The sequence below is a fragment of the Phenylobacterium sp. genome (assembly GCF_031984885.1).
GTDB lineage: Bacteria > Pseudomonadota > Alphaproteobacteria > Caulobacterales > Caulobacteraceae > Phenylobacterium.
Map to the genome: position 1 here is coordinate 87,193 of NZ_DAMABV010000001.1, position 17,216 is coordinate 104,408.

At 70.1% G+C, this 17,216-nt stretch carries 18 protein-coding genes; 11 read left to right on the plus strand and 7 right to left on the minus strand.

The features are described 5' to 3' along the window. Positions 1-47: 47 nt before the first annotated feature. Positions 48-782: a 16S rRNA (uracil(1498)-N(3))-methyltransferase gene (locus RTL41_RS00465; RefSeq protein ID WP_312160229.1), complete on the minus strand. Its 735-nt coding sequence runs from the start codon at positions 780-782 to the stop codon at positions 48-50. Between the two features lie 113 nt (positions 783-895). On the opposite strand from RTL41_RS00465, the gene ppk2 reads away from it, so the two are divergent. Both ppk2 and RTL41_RS00475 read left to right on the plus strand, forming a co-directional pair. After that, positions 896-1,675: a polyphosphate kinase 2 gene (gene ppk2 / locus RTL41_RS00470; protein ID WP_312160231.1), complete on the plus strand. Its 780-nt coding sequence runs from the start codon at positions 896-898 to the stop codon at positions 1,673-1,675. A 13-nt stretch (positions 1,676-1,688) separates the two neighbouring features. Then, the gene (locus tag RTL41_RS00475) at positions 1,689-2,888 is read left to right on the plus strand and encodes a winged helix-turn-helix domain-containing protein (RefSeq protein WP_312160233.1); all 1,200 of its coding nucleotides are present in this window, start codon (positions 1,689-1,691) and stop codon (positions 2,886-2,888) included. A 49-nt stretch (positions 2,889-2,937) separates the two neighbouring features. Here the strand turns inward: RTL41_RS00475 and RTL41_RS00480 are convergent, their stop codons facing one another. The 3 genes from RTL41_RS00480 to RTL41_RS00490 form a co-directional block, all read right to left on the minus strand. Next, the gene (locus RTL41_RS00480) at positions 2,938-3,738 is read right to left on the minus strand and encodes a hypothetical protein (protein ID WP_312160234.1); all 801 of its coding nucleotides are present in this window, start codon (positions 3,736-3,738) and stop codon (positions 2,938-2,940) included. A 69-nt stretch (positions 3,739-3,807) separates the two neighbouring features. Next, positions 3,808-5,595: an ABC transporter ATP-binding protein gene (locus RTL41_RS00485; protein ID WP_312160235.1), complete on the minus strand. Its 1,788-nt coding sequence runs from the start codon at positions 5,593-5,595 to the stop codon at positions 3,808-3,810. Next, positions 5,592-7,379 carry an ABC transporter ATP-binding protein gene (locus tag RTL41_RS00490; RefSeq protein WP_312160236.1) on the minus strand — a complete coding sequence of 596 codons (1,788 nt, stop codon included), beginning with the start codon at positions 7,377-7,379 and terminating at the stop codon, positions 5,592-5,594. The genes RTL41_RS00485 and RTL41_RS00490 overlap by 4 nt, the downstream gene beginning before the upstream one ends. Positions 7,380-7,993: 614 nt before the next feature. Between RTL41_RS00490 and RTL41_RS00495 the strand changes: the two genes are divergently transcribed. Next, the gene (locus tag RTL41_RS00495; protein ID WP_312160238.1) at positions 7,994-9,004 is read left to right on the plus strand and encodes a UbiA family prenyltransferase; all 1,011 of its coding nucleotides are present in this window, start codon (positions 7,994-7,996) and stop codon (positions 9,002-9,004) included. A gap of 13 nt (positions 9,005-9,017) precedes the next feature. Here RTL41_RS00495 and RTL41_RS00500 read toward each other — a convergent pair whose 3' ends face one another. Further along, complete coding sequence (locus tag RTL41_RS00500) at positions 9,018-9,434, minus strand: MerR family DNA-binding transcriptional regulator (RefSeq protein WP_312160240.1); 417 nt, start codon at positions 9,432-9,434, stop codon at positions 9,018-9,020. Between the two features lie 152 nt (positions 9,435-9,586). On the opposite strand from RTL41_RS00500, the gene RTL41_RS00505 reads away from it, so the two are divergent. The 4 genes from RTL41_RS00505 to RTL41_RS00520 are packed head-to-tail and all read left to right on the plus strand — an operon-like array spanning position 9,587 to position 12,671. Then, on the plus strand, positions 9,587-10,321 hold the full coding sequence (locus RTL41_RS00505; RefSeq protein WP_312160243.1) for an SDR family oxidoreductase: 735 nt from the start codon (positions 9,587-9,589) through the stop codon (positions 10,319-10,321). Continuing rightward, positions 10,318-11,088 carry an SDR family NAD(P)-dependent oxidoreductase gene (locus RTL41_RS00510; RefSeq protein ID WP_312160246.1) on the plus strand — a complete coding sequence of 257 codons (771 nt, stop codon included), beginning with the start codon at positions 10,318-10,320 and terminating at the stop codon, positions 11,086-11,088. The genes RTL41_RS00505 and RTL41_RS00510 overlap by 4 nt, the downstream gene beginning before the upstream one ends. Positions 11,089-11,142: 54 nt before the next feature. Beyond that, positions 11,143-11,739 carry a TetR/AcrR family transcriptional regulator C-terminal domain-containing protein gene (locus tag RTL41_RS00515; RefSeq protein WP_312160247.1) on the plus strand — a complete coding sequence of 199 codons (597 nt, stop codon included), beginning with the start codon at positions 11,143-11,145 and terminating at the stop codon, positions 11,737-11,739. Next, positions 11,739-12,671, plus strand: coding sequence for a fatty acid desaturase family protein (locus RTL41_RS00520; RefSeq protein WP_312160249.1), 933 nt, complete (start codon positions 11,739-11,741; stop codon positions 12,669-12,671). The genes RTL41_RS00515 and RTL41_RS00520 overlap by 1 nt, the downstream gene beginning before the upstream one ends. Here the strand turns inward: RTL41_RS00520 and RTL41_RS00525 are convergent. Beyond that, entirely contained in the window at positions 12,668-13,255 is a 588-nt protein-coding gene (locus RTL41_RS00525) for an HdeD family acid-resistance protein (protein ID WP_312160251.1), read from the minus strand. The genes RTL41_RS00520 and RTL41_RS00525 overlap by 4 nt on opposite strands. 101 nt (positions 13,256-13,356) lie before the next feature. On the opposite strand from RTL41_RS00525, the gene RTL41_RS00530 reads away from it, so the two are divergent. Continuing rightward, positions 13,357-14,019 (plus strand): methyltransferase, encoded by a 663-nt coding sequence (locus RTL41_RS00530; RefSeq protein WP_312160252.1) that lies wholly within the window; start codon positions 13,357-13,359, stop codon positions 14,017-14,019. A 91-nt stretch (positions 14,020-14,110) separates the two neighbouring features. Continuing rightward, positions 14,111-14,623 (plus strand): YkgJ family cysteine cluster protein, encoded by a 513-nt coding sequence (locus tag RTL41_RS00535; RefSeq protein WP_312160254.1) that lies wholly within the window; start codon positions 14,111-14,113, stop codon positions 14,621-14,623. On the opposite strand, the gene RTL41_RS00540 is transcribed toward RTL41_RS00535, so the two are convergent. Beyond that, positions 14,611-14,901, minus strand: a complete 291-nt coding sequence (locus RTL41_RS00540) for a hypothetical protein (protein ID WP_312160256.1) — start codon at positions 14,899-14,901, stop codon at positions 14,611-14,613. The two genes, RTL41_RS00535 and RTL41_RS00540, sit on opposite strands and share 13 nt — an antisense overlap. 164 nt (positions 14,902-15,065) lie before the next feature. On the opposite strand from RTL41_RS00540, the gene RTL41_RS00545 reads away from it, so the two are divergent. Together RTL41_RS00545 and RTL41_RS00550 are read left to right on the plus strand one after the other, a co-directional pair. Further along, positions 15,066-16,829 (plus strand): gamma-glutamyltransferase family protein, encoded by a 1,764-nt coding sequence (locus RTL41_RS00545; protein WP_312160258.1) that lies wholly within the window; start codon positions 15,066-15,068, stop codon positions 16,827-16,829. 26 nt (positions 16,830-16,855) lie between these two features. After that, positions 16,856-17,200 carry an MmcQ/YjbR family DNA-binding protein gene (locus tag RTL41_RS00550; protein ID WP_312160260.1) on the plus strand — a complete coding sequence of 115 codons (345 nt, stop codon included), beginning with the start codon at positions 16,856-16,858 and terminating at the stop codon, positions 17,198-17,200. Positions 17,201-17,216 lie beyond the last annotated feature (16 nt).

The window sequence follows — 17,216 nt, forward strand, 5'->3', positions numbered from 1 at the left end:
GCCAAAAACGGCGCGATCTTTACGCCGTTCAGACACGTGGGCGCAATTCAGGAAACCTCAAGGCCACGCCAATCGCCCTGAGCGGCCTGCCACAGGGTAAGCGCGCTGATCGCCGCGGTGTCGGCCCGAAGAATCCTCGGTCCGAGAGAAGCGGGCGTAGCGTAGTTCAGGTTCCGCAAGGTCTCGCGCTCGCTCGGGGAGAACCCGCCCTCCGGCCCGATCAGGATCGACCAGGGCGCCGGTTCGGCGCCGGCGAGGGCCTGCAGGACCGGCCTGGCGTCGCCGGCTTCGTCGCAGAACAGCAGCCGGCGCGGCGCCTCCCAGGCCTCGATCAGCCTGGCGAGCTTCACGGGCTCGAAGATCTCCGGCGCGTCGAGACGCCCGGTCTGCTCGGCGGCCTCGGCGGCGATGGCGGCCAGGCGGTCGATTCGGGTCCGCTCGGCGTTGGTGCGCTCGGTGATCACCAGCCGCACGCGGCGCGCGCCCAGCTCGGCCGCCTTCTCGACGATGGTCTCGACGCGGCCGCGCTTGACCAGGGCGACGACGAGGTCGAGGTCGGGGCCGAAGACCTGGGGCCGCTCGAGCGCCCTGGGCCGCAGGATGACGCCGCGCTTGCCGGCCACCTCGATCTGCGCGCGCCACTCGCCGTCACGGCCGTTGAAGACCAGCACCTCGTCGCCGACGCCGCGGCGCATGACCGAGGTCAGGTAGTGGCTCTGGCCGTGGTCGAGGGTGAGGGCGACGTCCTGGGCGAGATCGGCGGCGACGTAGAGACGGATCATGGCGCGAGGTTCTAGCGTGCTTCTCGGGTTCGCTCGGAGCCCGTCCAACAAGCAGGCGAACTTCAGATCCGGCACACTAGCCCTGCGCGCGGGTTCAGGACTAGGCTCGGCGCATGGGAAAATCCGATGACGACAAGAACGACGACGCCTACGAGGCCGAGCTCGCGGCGCTGCAGCTAGCCCTGGTGCGCTACCAGCAGGGCGCCATGAAGGCCGGCGACAAGGTGCTGGTGATCTTCGAGGGCCGCGATGCGGCGGGCAAGGACGGCGCGATCAGCCGGATCATCGAGCACATGTCGATTCGCGCCACCCGCGTGGCGGCCCTGCCCAAGCCCACCGAGCTGGAATCCAGCCAGTGGTACTTCCAGCGCTACGTCCCGCACCTGCCGTCGGCCGGCCAGTTCGTGATCTTCAACCGCTCCTGGTACAACCGCGCCGGGGTCGAGCGGGTGATGGGCTTCTCCAGCAAGAAGGACCAGGAGGTCTTCCTGCGCGACGTGCCGCACTTCGAGGAGATGCTGGTCGAGAGCGGGCTGAAGCTGGTGAAGATCTGGCTCGACATCAGCCAGAAGGAACAGGCCGAACGGCTGAGGGAACGCCGCGAAGACCCGCTGAAGGCGCTGAAGACCAGTCCGCTGGACGACGTCGCCCAGGAGAAGTGGGCCGACTACAGCGCCGCGCGCGACGAGATGCTGACCCGGACCCACCAGGCGGCTTCGCCCTGGACCTGCGTGGTCACCGACAAGAAGAAAGTGGCCCGGATCAACGTCATGCGCCACCTGATCAAGACGATCGCGCCGGACGCGATCGCCGAGACGGTCGCCGCGCCGGACGACCAGGTGCTGTTCCCCTTCGAGATCGGGGCCATCGCCGAAGGCCGGCTGAACAAGTAGCGGAGCGCGTCGATTGGGGGCGGAACAGATCTCGGCCCGCGAGGCGCGGCGCATCGCGCTGGCCGCACAGGGCTTCGCCGAGCGGCGGCCCGCGAACCCGGGCAGGCGCCACCTGCTGAAGACCATCGAGCGGCTGGGCGTCGTCCAGATCGATTCGGTGAACGTCGTCTCGCGCACCCACTACCTGCCGGTGTTCTCGCGGCTGGGCGCCTATCCGCGGCCGCTGCTGGAGGAGATCGCCTGGGGCAAGCGCCCGGCCCTGGTCGAATACTGGGCGCACGAGGCCTCGCTGCTGCCGGCGGCGACCCACCCGCTGCTGCGGTGGCGGATGGAGGACGCCCGGGCCGGGGTCGGCACCTGGAAAGGGATCGCCCGGTTCCTGCGCACCCACGGCGACTTCATCGACAAGTGCCTGGCCGAGATCGAGGCGCGCGGACCGATGCCGGCTTCGGAGCTCAGCATCGGGGCCAAGGGCGCGGGCAGTTGGTGGGGCTGGAGCGAGGGCAAACGGGCGCTGGAATGCCTGTTCTGGGTCGGCGACCTGACCACCGCCACCCGCCGCGGGACCTTCGAGCGGGTCTATGGCCTGCCGCAGAAGGTGCTGCCCCAGGCCGCCCTGGCCGAGCCGCCGCCGCGCGAGGAAGCGCAGCGCGAACTGCTCAGGATCGCGGCGCGGGCCCAGGGCCTGGCCACCGAGCGCGACCTGCGCGACTATTTCCGCATGGGCGTGGCCGAGACCAAGGCGCGGGTCGCCGAACTGGTCGAGGCCGGCGAGCTGCTGCCCGCGAAGGTCAAGGGCTGGGAGAACGGCGCCTACCTGCACCGCGACGCGCGGCGGCCGCGGAAGATCGCCGCCAACGCCCTGCTCTCGCCGTTCGACAACCTGATCTGGTTCCGCGAGCGGACCGAGCGGCTGTTCGGGACCCGGGTGCGGCTGGAGATCTACACCCCGGCCCACAAGCGGGTGCACGGCTACTACGTGCTGCCCTTCCTGCAGGGCGAGGCGATCACCGCGCGGGTGGACCTCAAGGCCGAGCGCAAGAAGGGCGTGCTGATGGTGCAGGCCGCCCACGCCGAGCCGGACGCCGACGCTGTCACGTCCGAACTGCTGGCCGCCGAGCTGAAGCTGATGGCCGGCTGGCTGGGCCTCGACCGCGTCGAGGTCGCCCCCAAGGGCGACCTGGCGGCGGCGTTGGCGGGCGCGCTGGGCTAGGGAGGCCGCCTCTTTGTCCTCCCCCATTCCGATGGGGGAGGAAGGGGGCCTACGCCTTCGGCGTCATCACCAGCCAGGGGGTGGCCTGGAGGCGGAACTCCCAGACCGCGAGCAGTTGATCAAGGTGGCTGGCGCCCTTGAGGAAGGCCGGCAGCGGCAGGGTCTTGGGCTGGGGATCGAGGCGGACGATGTCGTGGGTGGGCGTGAACCGCTCGACCAGCCGCTGCAGCACGCCCGGCCGATAGACGTCGTGGGTTTCGACGATCAGGTCCATGCCGGCCAAGGCGGGCGAGAGGTCGGGCCGCAGCAGGTCGTCCTCCGCGCCCTCGATATCGACCAGCACCAGGCAGCGGCGGTCCTTGAAGGCTTCGAAGCCGTCGGGTTCGAACCGCTCGCCGATGATCACGCGCCCGGCGACCTCGTTCTTGGCGGCGAGTTCGGCGCAGGCCAGGCGCGCCTTCTCCTGGATGTCGAAGGCATGGACCGTGACGCCGGGCATCATCCGCGCCAGGCCGACCGCGTAGTAGCCCTCGGCGCAGCCCACATCGATCACGCAGTCCAGCCCCCTGGCGGCGAAGGTCGCCAGATAGGGGTGCAGTTCGGATTCATAGGTCCCGATCAGGCGCGGGGTCAGGGCGCCCTCGGTGGCCGAGGCGACATAGTTCATGCCGGCGAAGGGCCCCTGCATGATCTTGGCGCCGTAGTGGCGGACATAGGCGTCGGCGATCGCGCGCGAGCGCCAGACCGCCAGCACCCGAAGCACGACGTTCAGTTCGCGCGGATCGGCCAGCGACGGCTCGCGCGCCAGACGGTCCCGCAGCCACTGAACCACCTGCTCGACATAGGTCATAAGAAACTCCCCCAGGACCCGGCGGGTCCTGGGGGCATCTAGCACGGGCGGCCATGCCCGTGTCAGCCGTCAGACCGATCCTTCGGTGACCGCGTGCAGGCGGGCATAGGCCCCGCCCTGGCGCACGAGGTCCGCATGGCGGCCCTCCTCGACGATCTTGCCCCGGTCGAAGACCAGGATCCGGTCGGCGCCCCGGATGGTGGACAGCCGGTGGGCGATGACGATGGTGGTGCGGCCGACCATCAGCTCCTCCATGGCCGCCTGGACCTGGCGCTCGGTCTCCACGTCCAGCGACGAGGTGGCCTCGTCCAGCACCAGGATCGGGGCGTCGGCCAGGAAGGCGCGGGCGATGGCCACCCGCTGACGCTCGCCGCCCGACAGCTTCACGCCGCGCTCGCCGACCAGGGTGTCGTAGCCCTTGGGCAGGCGGGCGATGAAGTCGTGGGCGCGGGCTCGCCTGGCGGCCAGGACGATCTCCTCGTGCGTGGCGTCGGGCCGGGCGTAGGCGATGTTCTCGGCGATGCTCCGATGGAACAGGGCCGGGTCCTGAGGCACCACCGCGATGGCGCGGCGGAGCGAGCCCTGCTGCACCCGGGCGATGTCCTGGCCGTCGATCAGCACCCGGCCCTCGTCCAGGTCGTAGAGCCGCTGCACCAGTTTGACGAAGCTGGACTTGCCCGCGCCCGTGGGGCCGACCAGGGCGATGCGCTCGCCCGGGCGGATGGTCAGGGAGAAGTTCCGGAACAGAGGCTCGTTCGCCGACTTGTAGCGGAAGGTGGCGTTCTCGAAGATCACCTCGCCCAACTGGCCGGCGAACGGCTCGGCGCCCGGACTGTCGGCGACCTGGGGCGCGATCTCGGCGAAGCGGGCCACGTCCTCCACGTCGTCCAGGCCCTTCTGCAGCATGCGGACGTTTTCGCCGATGTTGCGAAGATAGCCGCTCATCACCAGGAAGGCGGTGATGCCGAAGGCCACGTCGCCGGGGGTCGCCTTGCCCTGCGCCCAGAACAGGAGCAGCAGGCCGGTCAGGCCGCCCTGGAGCACCGCCAGCAGGAGGTTCTGGATCAGCCAGAGATCGGTGAAGCGGTTCCAGGTGCGCACCACCGCCCCGCGCCAGGTCTCGGTGATCTCGCCGATGCGCGCGCTTTCACGGGCCTCCGCGCCGAAGCTGCGGACGGTGGCGTTGCCGGTGACGGAGTCGGCCAGCGCGCCGCCGATCCGCGAGTCCAGGGCCACCGACCGCTGGTTCAGGGGCCGCGCGTACCTGGCCGTCAGGATCACGTTGGAGGCGATGTAGAGCGCGACGATGGTGAGCGAGAAGAGGCCCACCATCGGCCAGCGGACGATCATCATCACTGACAGGCCGACAAGCACCAGCAGGGCCGGGCCGATCCACATCACGATGGCGTCCGAGACGAGGTCGTAGCCCCACATGGCCCGCGACAGCCGGCGCACCGTGGCGCCGGCGAAGGCGTCGGCGTGCCAGTCGGCGGAGAAGGACTGCACCCGCGCGAAGCCTTCGTCGGTCAGGTCGCGCATGTTCAGCGCCGCCAGCGGATTCCAGAACTTGTTGGCGATGTTCCGGACCACCGACAGCACCAGGAAAAGCCCGACGAACAGCGCCCAGGCGCCCCAGGCGGCGTTCGCTGCCTGGGGCCCCTCGGCGACGGCGTCCACCAGCCGGCCGGCCGCCACTGGGATCGCCATGTCGGCGGCGATGGAGAGCAGGCTGAAGAGGATCATGCCGGTCAGCAGGCCGGGGCGCCGCAGCCAGTAGCGCATGACGAAGCCGATGACCCTGCTGTTGGGCAGGGTCCGCTGTTTCTGATCCTCGGCGTCCTCGTAGTGCTCGGTCACAGCTCGGTTCCTTCGGTGACGGCGTGCAGCCGCGCATAGGCGCCGCCCTTGTCGATCAGTTCGGCGTGGCGGCCCTCCTCGACGATCCGGCCCTGGTCGAACACCAGGATCCGGTCGGCGCCGCGGATGGTGGAGAGCCGGTGGGCGATGACCACGGTCGTGCGCCCGACCATCAGCTCCTCCATGGCCGCCTGGACCTGGCGTTCGGTCTCCACGTCCAGCGACGAGGTGGCCTCGTCCAGCACCAGGATCGGGGCGTCGGCGAGGAAGGCGCGGGCGATGGCCACGCGCTGGCGCTCGCCGCCCGACAGCTTCACGCCGCGCTCGCCGACCGGGGTCTCGTAGCCGTTGGGCAGGCGGGCGATGAAGTCGTGGGCGCGGGCCCGCCTGGCGGCCAGCATCACCTCGTCCGGCGTCGCGTCGGGCCGGGCGTAGGCGATGTTCTCGGCGATGCTCCGGTGGAACAGGGCCGGGTCCTGCGGCACCACGGCGATGGCCCGGCGCAGGCTGGCCTGGCTGACCTTGGCGATGTCCTGGCCGTCGATCAGGATCCGGCCGCCCTGCACGTCGTACAGCCGCTGGATCAGCTTCACGAAGGTGGACTTGCCCGCCCCCGTCGGACCGACCAGGGCGATGCGCTCGCCCGGGGCCACGATCAGGGTGAAGTTCTCGTAGAGCGGCCGCGGTTGGTTGGCGTAGCCGAAGGTGACGCGGTCGAAGATGACCTCGCCCAGCTCGCCGCGGAACGGCCTGGCGTCCGCATGATCCTTGAGCTGCGGCTCGGTGCGCATGTAGGTCGCCACGTCCAGCATGTCGTCCAGGCCCTTCTGGAGCATCTGGGTGATCTCGCTGAAGTTCCGCATGTAACCGGCCATGACGATGAACGAGGTGATCGCGAAGGCCACGTCGCCGGGCGTCGCCTTTCCCTGGCTCCAGGCGTGGACCAGAAAGCCGGTCAGGCCCGCCTGCAGGATGATCAGCAGGATGTTCTGGCCCAGGCCGATGATGTTGAAGCGGTCCCAGGTCTTGTTGACCGCCCAGCGCCAGGCGTCGGCGGTCTGCGCGAAGCGGGCTTCCTCGCGTTCCTCGGCGCCGAAGCTCTTGACCGTCGGGTTGGCCCCGATGGCGTCGGCCAGGGTGGCGCCGATCTCGGAGTCCAGCGCCGTCGACCGGAGGTTGGCGGGACGCACGAAACGCACCGACATCAGGACGTTGTAGGCGGCGAAGACCATGATCACGACGGCCACGAACAGCCCGGCCAGCGGCCAGCGCAGGCCCAGCGAAATGGCCAGGCCGCCCAGCACCAGCACGGTCGGCAGCAGCATGGCGATCAGGGCGTCGGCGGCGCTGTCGTAGCCCCACATGGCGCGGCTGACCCGCCGGACCGTCGCGCCGGCGAAGTTGGAGGCGTGCCAGTCCGAGGAGAAGGCCTGCACGCGGGCGAAGCCCTCCTTGACCATGCGCGACATGATCCGGGCGTAGAAGCCGTTCATCACCCGGAACATGCTGGTCCGGGCCATGTAGAAGACCACGTAGAGGCCCGACAGCGAGGCCCAGGCGATCCAGGCCGCGTCGGTGACCTTCTCCGGGCTGGAGACGGCGTTGATCAGGCCGCGGGTCGCCCAGGGGATCAAGAGGTCGCAGACCGTCGCCACCAGGCCAAGGCCGATGATCGTGGCGAACTTGCGCGGCTCGCGCATCCAGTGCCCGGCCATGAAGCCGAGCACCTGGGTGTTGGTCAGGGTTCGGGGACGATCGCCGTCGTCATCGTAAGGTTCTGACATGACGCTTTCACAAATCTGCCCGGCCGCGGCCGGGGTGAAGAAGGTGTCGAGGGTGGGCGCCGGGGCCCATGGGGGAGCACAGGTCCCGGCGCCGCTGCCGCGCCCCTAGACGGGTCGCAGGGCCTCGAAATCGAGTGTTCGGCTGGAGCGGCCGGGCGGCGGTCCTGAGGGCCGGACGGCGCCTACGGGATCCAGGGCGTTCGTCGGGACCGAAATGGGTTCGGGCATGTCGTCGTCTTTCGAGACGGACGGAGTCCTGGCGATGCCGGTCAGGACTCCGTGGAATCGGGAAAGGCCAGGGAAGCGCGAAGGCTCGCGCGGTCAGGCTGGCGATGGAGGGGCAGATCGGGCCGCAAGAGGGGCCCGGCGCGACTTAGTCGCGGAACCTTCCTGCGTAGGCGATCACGGCGACAAGGGGCATCTGCGGACGATGATTTAGTGCTGCCACGATGATCACCTCCCTGTCAGATGGTTGCGGGGCCGGACGACGACGGAACGCAAACTGCGCGCATGGATTTGCCCTGTCAATCATCATGACCGGTGTTATTTCACCCACACCGCAAAGTTGCAGGCGGGGAGTGGCCGCAACGCCACAGGCGCGGTAAAGCCTGCGCATGACCGCCCAGCTCCCCGACGCCGCGCCCAGCAACTGGGTCGACCGCTACGCCCCCGCGGCCCTGCAGCCCTGGCTGAAGCTCGGCCGCTTCGACCGCCCGGCGGGGATATGGCTGCTGATGCTGCCCGGCTGGCAGGGCGCGGCCCTGGCCGCCGCCATGGACGGCGCGCTGCCGGACCCGATCCTGCTGGCCAAGATCTTCGTCGGCGCGGCGCTGATGCGGGCGGCAGGCTGCGCGTTCAACGACATCGTCGACAAGGACTTCGACGCCAAGGTGGCCCGCACGGCCATGCGGCCGGTGGCGTCGGGCCAGATCGCCGTCGGCCAGGCCTGGGCCTTCGTGGTGCTGTGCAGCCTCGTCTCCCTGGCCCTGCTGCTCAGCATGACGCCGCTGGCGGTCGGCCTCGGGATCGCCTCGCTGGGCCTGGTGGCCGGCTACCCGTTCATGAAGCGGATCACCTGGTGGCCGCAGGCATGGCTGGGCCTGACCTTCAACTGGGGGGCGCTGCTGGGCTTCGCCGCGGCCACCGGGGCGGTGTCCGGCTATAGCTGGCTGGCGAGCCTGATCGGCGGCGCCGACCTGGTGGCGGCCGACCAGCTCGAGGTCGGACGGCTGAGCCTGGCGGCGGGGCTGCTCTACGCCTCGGGGATCTTCTGGACCCTCGGCTACGACACGATCTACGCGATCCAGGACCTGGAGGACGACGCCCTGGCCGGGGTCAAGTCCTCCACCCGCCGGCTGGGCGCGGGCGTGCAAAAGGGCGTCCTGGCCTTCTACGTGCTGAGCTTCGCCCTGGCGCTGGCGGCGGCGTGGGCCGGCGACCTGGGGCCGCTGTTCCTGCCGCTGGCGGCGCTGTTCGGGATGCACCTGTCGCGGCAGGCGGCGCGGACCGACATCAACGACGGCCCGCTCGCCCTGGCGCTGTTCAAATCCAACAGCCTGGCCGGGCTGCTGTTGTTCCTGGCCCTGGCGGCCGGGACCTGGAAGGGGCCGATGGCCGGGTTCTAGGCCGCCAGCCGCCTCAGCCGAAGGCCGCGCGGCCGGCGCGCGCGGCCAGCGCCTTCTCCAGCGCCTCGCTGGCGTTGTGCAGGACCTCGATGGCCATGTCGATCTCGCGCCGCTGGGCTTCGAAGGCCTTGATGCGTTCCCTGAACTTGCCCAGGGCCTGGGTGTTCTGGGCGGTCAGGTCGTCGTCGCGTTCGTAGAGGTCGAGGATGTCGCGGATCTCGGCCAGCGACAGCCCCACCATCTTGCCGCGCAGGATCAGGGTCAGCCGGCCACGGTCGCGATAGGAGTAGATCCGCGCCTGGCCTTCGCGGCTGGGCGACAGCAGGCCCTGCTCCTCGTAGTAGCGGAGCGCCCGCGGCGTGGTTCCGAACTCGCGGCAGAGCTGCGTGATGGTGAAGGTGGTCGCCGGACGGCGAAGCTTCTGAAGCATCTGAACCTCCCGTTTTGAGTGCGGCGCTTGTTCCGCGCCCGTCACCACGAAGAGTTCCCCGGGTTTACGTGCACGTCAATGCTGACGTTGGGTGAGCATTGCCGCACCCCGGCCCGCGGCGTGAGGATGCCGCAAACAGGGAGGACGGGACGATGGGAGAGCTGGACTTCACCGGCCGCACCGTGCTGGTCGTGGGCGGTTCGAGCGGGATCGGCAACGGGATCGCGCACGGTTTCCGCGCTCGCGGCGCCCAGGTGCACGTCTGGGGCACCCGCGAGAGCGCCGCCGCCTATGCCGGGATCGAGGGCTCCGACCTCGACGGGCTGGACTACGCCCAGGTCGACGTCGCCGACCGGGCGGCGATCGCCGCCAACGTCCCGAGGTTCGACAGGCTGGACGTGCTGGTGCTGTGCCAGGGGACGGTGGTCTACAAGCGCGGCGAGTTCGAACCGCCCGGCTGGGACCAGGTGATGGCGGTCAATCTCGACAGCCTGATGGCCTGCGCGGGCAAGTTCCACGACATGCTCGCCGCCGCGAAGGGCTCGATCATCATCGTCAGCTCGGTCTCGGGGTTCCAGGCCAACCGCGGCAACCCCGCCTACGCCGCCTCCAAGGCCGGAGCGGTCAGCCTGACCAAGACGCTCGGCCAGGCCTGGGCCGGCGACGGCGTCCGCGTGAACGGCCTGGCGCCGGGCCTGGTCGACACCAAGCTGACCAAGGTCACCACCGAGCATCCCGACCGCCTGCGCGGGGCGCTGAGCCGCATCCCGGCCGGGCGGATGGGCCAGCCGGAGGACATGGCGGGCGCGGCGCTGTTCCTGGCCTCGCCGCTGGCCTCCTACGTGGTCGGCCAGACCCTGATCGTCGACGGGGGGCTGAGCCTGTGAGCCGCCTCAGCCGCTCGATGCAGGGATCGCGGGTGCTGGTGACCGGCGCCGGATCGGGCATGGGCCGGGCGACGGCCGAGGTCTTCGCCCAGGAAGGGGCGATCGTCGCCGTCACCGACCACGCCCTGGCCCCGGCGCAGGCCGTGGCCGACGAGCTCGCCGCCCAGGGCCTGTCGGCGCGGGCCTGGAAGCTGGACGTCTCCGACGCCGCCGAGATCGCCGCCGTCGTGCCGCAGATCGGCGAGGCGCTGGGCGGCCTGGACGTGGTGATCAACAACGCCGGGATCTCGGCCTTCTCGCCGATCGACAGCGACGGCTACGAGGCGGTCTGGGACCGCTCGCTGGCCATCCTGCTGAGCGCGCACCAGCGGACGATCCGCGCCGCCCTGCCCTTCCTGCGCGCCTCGGCCGCGCCGCGGATCGTCAACATCGCCTCGACCGAAGCGCTGGGCGCGACGGCGATGGACAGCCCCTATGCGGCGGCCAAGGCCGGGGTCGCCGGCCTGACCCGCGCCCTGGCCGTGGAGCTGGGCCGCGAGGGGATCACGGTCAACTGCATCTGCCCGGGGCCCATCGCCACCGGCATGACCGCCGCCATCCCGGAGGACCAGAAGGCGGTGTTCGCCAGGCGGCGCACGGCGCTGGGCCGCTATGGCCAGCCCGACGAGGTGGCGCACATGACCTTGAGCCTGTGCCTGCCGGCCGCGTCGTACATCACCGGCGTCACCATCCCCGTCGACGGCGGCCTGATGGCGCGCAACGCCTGATTTGACGCGCTTGTTTGTATGGCGTACAAATACGTCATGCCGAACGTGCGATCCTTGGCCGATGTCCGCGGGGTGCGAGAGCCCGGCAAGCGCATGCGCTCGCGCCTGCTCGACGCGGCCGTGGAACTGTTCAAGGCGCAGGGGCTGGCGGGGGTGGCGGTGGCCGACATCGCCGCCGCGGCCGGGGCGTTCCCCAGCCAGATCACCTATTACTTCCGCACCAAGGAGGCGCTGTTCGTCGAGGCCGCCTGCCGCGAGGTGCTCTATGTCGCCCGCCAGGCCGAGGAGGCCGCGGCCCGGGCGCCGAGCGGCCGCGACTACAACCGGGTGCTGGTCGAGACGGTGATCGGATCGCCGGGCCTGGCGCTGTTCGTCGAGGCGCTGTCCCTCACCCGCCGCCGCCAGGACCTGGTGCCGCTGGTCGAGCGCACCTTCGAGCGGCTGCACGCCCAGGGCGACCGCGCCTATGCCGAGATCAAGGCCCGGCGCGGCTGGTCGGGCGGCGATGATCCGGCCGTCACCGCGCGGCGGTTCTGGACCCTGGCGCTCGGCGTCGTCCTGCGCGACGGCGCGACCGGCGCCACCACCCAGGAAGCCGTCGACGAGATGGCGGCCCTGATGCGGCATGGCCCGCCCGGAGGAGACGACTGATGGCCGCTGCGGCTCGCCTCTCGCCCAAGGACTTCTTCACCGACCAGGAATGGGCGCCGATCTCGGCCCGCTCGTCGTGGAAGGGCGCGGCGATGATCGCCCACGCCTGGGCGCTGATCATCGCGGCCGGGGCGATGGTGGTGGTCTGGCCGCTGACCCTGCCGCTGGCGGTGATGATCATCGGCGCCCGGCAGCTCGGCCTGTCGATCCTGATGCACGACGCGGCCCACGGCGCCCTGCACAGGAACCTGAAGGTCAACGACTTCATGGGCGAGTGGATGACCGGCGGCGGCCTGCACCGCTACCGGCCCTATCACCTGACCCACCACCGCTTCGCCCAGCAGAGCGAGGACCCGGACCTGGTGCTGTCGGCGCCGTTCCCGATCACCCCCCTGTCGCTGAAGCGCAAGGTCGTCCGCGACCTGACCGGCCAGACCTTCTTCAAGCAGCGCTTCGGGATGTTCGTGGCGCGGCTGAAGTCCCGCAAGGCCGGCGAGCCGGTGCTTCCGATCATCGTCCAGGAGATCAAGGACAAGCGCCGCTGGCTGGGCTTTGGCCTGATCGTCACCGCCCTGGGCGCGCCATTCGGCCTATGGTGGATCTGGCCGGTGCTGTGGGTGCTGCCGCAGGCCACCTGGCTGCCGCTGGTCACCCGTCTGCGCAACATCGCCGAGCACGCCTGCATCGACGTCAACGAGCCCGACCCGATGCGCCAGGCGCGGACCACCAGGGCCGGCTTCCTGGAGCGGCTGCTGATCGCGCCCTACTATGTGAACTATCACTGCGAGCACCACATGTTCATGCATGTGCCCTGCTACAACCTGCCCCGCGTACATCGCGTGCTGCGGGAGAAGGGCGTCGGCGAGCGGATGCTGATCGAGCCCGGCGGCTATCTGAAGGTGCTGAAGCTGGCGGCGTCGAAAGGGGCCTAGAGCCCGGCCTTCTTGCGCTCCGAGCGGAGCTGGAAGGCGAGGACCAGCAGGGCGACGCCGAACACCAGGCCATAGACGCCCAGCCACCAGGTCAGCACCACCGCGCCGACCATCGGCGAGATGATCAGCACCACGCCGAACAGCAGCGAGACCACCGCCGAGAAAGCCAGCCAGCCGCGCGCCGGCACCGGCCCGCGCCGCATGGAGGTGACCAGCTTCACCCCGCCGGCGAACAGCGCCCAGACCGCGACGATCGCCACGAACGCCACCATGCCCAGGCCCGGCATGAAGAACAGGATCAGGCTGGCCAGGATGTTGGCGACGCCTTCCACCGCCAGCAGGCCCCAGGAATGGCGCTCGCGCGCGGCCCGGAACGCGCTGGCGATGGCCAGGAAGCCGTCCGCCATCAGGTAGATCGAGAAGACCAGCACCAGCGAGAGCGCCGTCGTCACCGGCGCGAACACCGCCAGCAGGCCGAACAGCAGGCCGACGACGCCGCGCGCCGCGATCGCCTGCCAGGACACGCCCTCGAATATGGCCGTGAGCAGCGGATTGGGTGAGCGCAATCCTTGGTCAGTGGTCATGGTCGTCTCCCGCTTGAGGGGAAAAAGGCGAAAGGGAGGCATTCGGTTCCGCGCCGCTTTCGGCGCCCGACGCCGGCGTGCAGACGTGCTAGGGGGCGGCGGTGATCATTCAGACCCTGGAAGGCCGCCACGCCTTCGTCCTCGAAAACACCCGCCTTCAGCAGCCGCCGCATACGCCGGAGCTGAACCTGCACCTGGCCGACGAGGTCACGCCGATCTGGCGGCTGACCGAGGAGGCGCTGGCGGAGATCGGCCTGCCGCCGCCGTTCTGGGCCTTCGCCTGGGCCGGAGGGCAAGCGCTGGCGCGCTACATCCTCGACCATCCCGAGGAGGTCGCCGGCAAGCGGGCGATCGACTTCGCCTCGGGCTCGGGCATCGTCGGCATCGCGGCGATGAAGGCCGGCGCCGGCCATGTGCTGGCCGCCGACATCGATCCGTTCTGCGGCGCGGCCCTGGCGGCGAACGCCCAGGCCAACGGCGTGCGGGTCGACTACACCGACCAGAACCTGCTGGACGCGCCGGCGCCGGACGTCGACGTCATCCTGGCCGGAGACATCTGCTACGAGCAGCCGCTGGCGGCCCAGGTCATGGACTGGCTGGCCGCCGCGCACGTGCGCGGGACCCGGGTGCTGATCGGCGATCCGGGCCGCAGCTACTTCCCGCGGGTGGGGCTGGAGAAGCTGGCCGAGTACCAGGTGCCGACCACGCGCGAGTTGGAGGACCGCGAGGTCAAGAAGACCGCGGTCTGGACCCTGCCGGCCTGACCACGCCGTCAGGAGGCCGCCGGGGCCGTCGCCGAACCGTCACGCGACGCCGCTATCGTCCGCCACCGGACGAAGCTGGGAGACGGGCGCGATGGGCAAGAGCTGCGGCGAGTGCGGCATGTGCTGCAAGCTGCTGGCGATCCAGTCGCTCGACAAGCCGGCCGGCGCCTGGTGCGGCCATTTCAAGCGCGGGGGCGGGTGCGGGATCTATGAGGACCGGCCGCCGGCCTGCCGCGGCTTCATCTGCCTGTGGCTGGACAGCGAGAAGCTGGACGACGCCTGGCGGCCCGACCGCGCCAAGTTCCTGATGTACACCGAGAAGGACGGCCAGCGGCTCAACGTCATCGTCGATCCGGCCCAGCCGGGCGCCTGGAAGCGCGAACCCTATTACCGGCGCCTCAAGGCCATGTCCGAGCTGGCGCTGGAGGGCCGCGAACTGGTGGTCTGCATCGGCGATCGCCGGATCGTGGTGTTCCCGCACGAGGACGTCGACCTGGGCGTGGTCAATCCCGAGCACAAGCTGGTCAGCGGCTATGCCGAGCGCGACGGGGCGATGATCCCCTATGCGATGATCCTCAGCGACGTGGACGCTCAGGTGAGCTGAGACATCATGGTCGGATCGCATGTGGTGGCCAAGGCGATCCCGGCCCGATCCTGGACCAGCGGCAACAGGCCCTCGCCGGCTTTCGCGGACGGCAGGGTCATGGCGTAGCAGGCCTCGGCCGGGCCGCTCATCGCGCCCAGCAGCCGGACCATGTCCTGTTCCAGCATCCATGTTTCGGCGGCGATTTCGTCGGACGAGGCTTGCACGCCCGACGACTGGCTGAACGCCAGAACGGCGAGCAGCACCATTGACGCCGCCACGGCGTCGATTGTTCGCATGTCTATCCCCTGGCGCCATATAGCCGAGCCAGGGCATGGGGGGCAACCGGACGAAACCGGGCCGAGCCCGGAACGGGGTGCAAAGCCGCCTCAGATCGTGCGCGCGCAGAGCAAACTTCACCTTATAGTGGCGCGTCGCCGAGCATTTGTTTTCCGGAGCCGCCATGCGCCGCCGCACTTTCCTCGCCGCCCTGCCCGCCTCCGCCCTGGCCGGGAGCGCCCTGGCCCAGAGCCGCGCCGACAACCCCAACCGCAACCGCCCCGACGTGCATGGTGGCGACCGGATCGACGGCGCGACCTTCGCCTCGCGCAGCGCCGCCTGGGGCGCGCATGGGGCCGCGGCCACCGCCCACCCGCTGGCCAGCCTGGCGGCGATCGACGTCCTGCGGCTGGGCGGCTCGGCGGTCGATGCGGCGATCGCGGCCAACGCCGTGCTGGGCCTGGTCGAGCCGATCGCCTGCGGTATCGGCGGCGACTGCTTCGTCATGGTCTGGGATCCGAAGACCCGGCGCGTCGAGGGGCTGAACGGCTCGGGCCGCAGCCCCAGGGGCCTGTCGCTGGAGACGGTGCGCGGCCGGGCCAGGAACGGGCTGATCCCCTCCTATGGCGCGGTCTCGGTCAGCGTGCCGGGCGCGGTCGACGCCTGGTGGACCCTGCACCTGCGCTACGGGAAACTGCCCTGGAAGGACCTGTTCGCCCCGGCCATCCTCTACGCCGAGGAAGGCCATGCGGTGTCCCAGAACGTCGCCTACTATCTCGACCGCGCGCTGAGGAACTTCACCCGCCCGGACGCCGGCGTCGAGGAGGTGGAGAACTTCAGGAAGGTCTGGGCGCCGGAAGGCGCCGCGCCGAAGGAAGGCGAGATCTTCAGGAACCCGGCGCTGGGCCGCACCTATCGCCAGATCGCCGCCAACGGCCGCGACGGCTTCTATGGCGGCGAGGTCGCCCAGACCATCGAGGCCTATTTCAAGCGGATCGGCGGCTGGATGACCCGGGCGGACCTGACCGCCCACCACGCCCGCTGGGACCCGCCGCACAAGGTCAACTATCGCGGCGTCGACGTCTGGGGCCTGTCGCCCAACAGCCAGGGACTGGCGACGCTGCAGATGCTGAACATCATGGAGACCTTCGACATCGGGGCCATGGGCTTCCAGTCGGCGGCCGCGATCCACCACGCGGTCGAGGCCAAGCGCCTGGCCTTCGAGGACCGCGCCCGGTTCTACGCCGACCCCGATTTCTTCAAGGTCCCGACCGAGTGGCTGCTGTCGAAGGACTACGCCCGCGAGCGCGCCAAGCTGATCTCGCCAGGCAGGATCCTGACGCCGGTCTTCCCCGGCCAGGCGCCCAGCCGCGGCGACACCACCTATTTCACCACCGCCGACGCCAACGGGATGATGGTCTCGATCATCCAGTCGAACTATCGCGGCATGGGCTCGGGCCTGTCGCCCGACGGCCTGGGCTTCATGTTCCAGAACCGCGGAGAGATGTTCGCCCTGGAAGACGGCCACGCCAACATCTACGCCCCCGGCAAGCGGCCCTTCCAGACCATCATCCCCGGCTTTGCGACCCGGGGCGGGGAGCCCTGGCTCTCGTTCGGGGTGATGGGCGGCGACATGCAGCCCCAGGGCCAGGCGCAGATCATCTCCAACATGGTCGACTTCGGGCTGGGGGTGCAGGAAGCTGGCGACAGCCCGCGCTGGCGTCACGGCGGATCGTCCGAGCCGACCGGCGAGGCGCAGAACGGGATCGGGGTGCTGAACCTGGAGAGCGGCGTGCCGGAGGCGACGCGCGCGGAACTGGCCGCCATCGGCTGGAAGATCGCGCCCGACCCCGGCGGCTATGGCGGCTACCAGGCGATCGAGCGCTGGCCCGGGCGCTATGCCGCGGCGACGGAGATGCGCAAGGACGGCGTGGCCCTGGCCTATTGATGCAAGCCGGCCGCAAGGAGAGCGTGATGACCCCCGAAGACGTCCGCAGGATCGTGCTGGCCTTTCCCGGCGCCGAAGAGGGCGTCTCCTATGGCCAGCCTTCGTTCAAGGTGAACGGCAAGTTCTTCACCCGGCTGCGGCGCGAGGACCAGAGCCTGGTGCTGCTGGACGTCAGCCATGACGAGCGCGAGATGCTGATGGAGGCCGAGCCGGCCACCTTCCACATCACCCCGCACTACAAGGACTATCCGAGCGTGCTGGCCCGCATCGAGAGCCTGCACCCAGGCTCGCTGCACAACTTCCTGGACCGCCGCTGGCGCAAGATCGCGCCGAAGAAGCTGGTCAAGGCGTTCGACGCGGCCAAGGGCTGAGGCGCCGCGCCGAAGA

Excerpts from the sequence above, each read along its gene's own strand:
- RTL41_RS00465 (WP_312160229.1), bottom strand. The coding sequence starts at position 782 with ATGATCCGTCTCTACGTCGCCGCCGATCTCGCCCAGGACGTCGCCCTC.
- ppk2 (WP_312160231.1), top strand. The coding sequence starts at position 896 with ATGGGAAAATCCGATGACGACAAGAACGACGACGCCTACGAGGCCGAG.
- RTL41_RS00480 (WP_312160234.1), bottom strand. The coding sequence starts at position 3,738 with ATGACCTATGTCGAGCAGGTGGTTCAGTGGCTGCGGGACCGTCTGGCG.
- RTL41_RS00490 (WP_312160236.1), bottom strand. The coding sequence starts at position 7,379 with ATGTCAGAACCTTACGATGACGACGGCGATCGTCCCCGAACCCTGACC.
- RTL41_RS00495 (WP_312160238.1), top strand. The coding sequence starts at position 7,994 with ATGACCGCCCAGCTCCCCGACGCCGCGCCCAGCAACTGGGTCGACCGC.
- RTL41_RS00500 (WP_312160240.1), bottom strand. The coding sequence starts at position 9,434 with ATGCTTCAGAAGCTTCGCCGTCCGGCGACCACCTTCACCATCACGCAG.
- RTL41_RS00505 (WP_312160243.1), top strand. The coding sequence starts at position 9,587 with ATGGGAGAGCTGGACTTCACCGGCCGCACCGTGCTGGTCGTGGGCGGT.
- RTL41_RS00520 (WP_312160249.1), top strand. The coding sequence starts at position 11,739 with ATGGCCGCTGCGGCTCGCCTCTCGCCCAAGGACTTCTTCACCGACCAG.
- RTL41_RS00525 (WP_312160251.1), bottom strand. The coding sequence starts at position 13,255 with ATGACCACTGACCAAGGATTGCGCTCACCCAATCCGCTGCTCACGGCC.
- RTL41_RS00535 (WP_312160254.1), top strand. The coding sequence starts at position 14,111 with ATGGGCAAGAGCTGCGGCGAGTGCGGCATGTGCTGCAAGCTGCTGGCG.
- RTL41_RS00540 (WP_312160256.1), bottom strand. The coding sequence starts at position 14,901 with ATGCGAACAATCGACGCCGTGGCGGCGTCAATGGTGCTGCTCGCCGTT.
- RTL41_RS00545 (WP_312160258.1), top strand. The coding sequence starts at position 15,066 with ATGCGCCGCCGCACTTTCCTCGCCGCCCTGCCCGCCTCCGCCCTGGCC.
- RTL41_RS00550 (WP_312160260.1), top strand. The coding sequence starts at position 16,856 with ATGACCCCCGAAGACGTCCGCAGGATCGTGCTGGCCTTTCCCGGCGCC.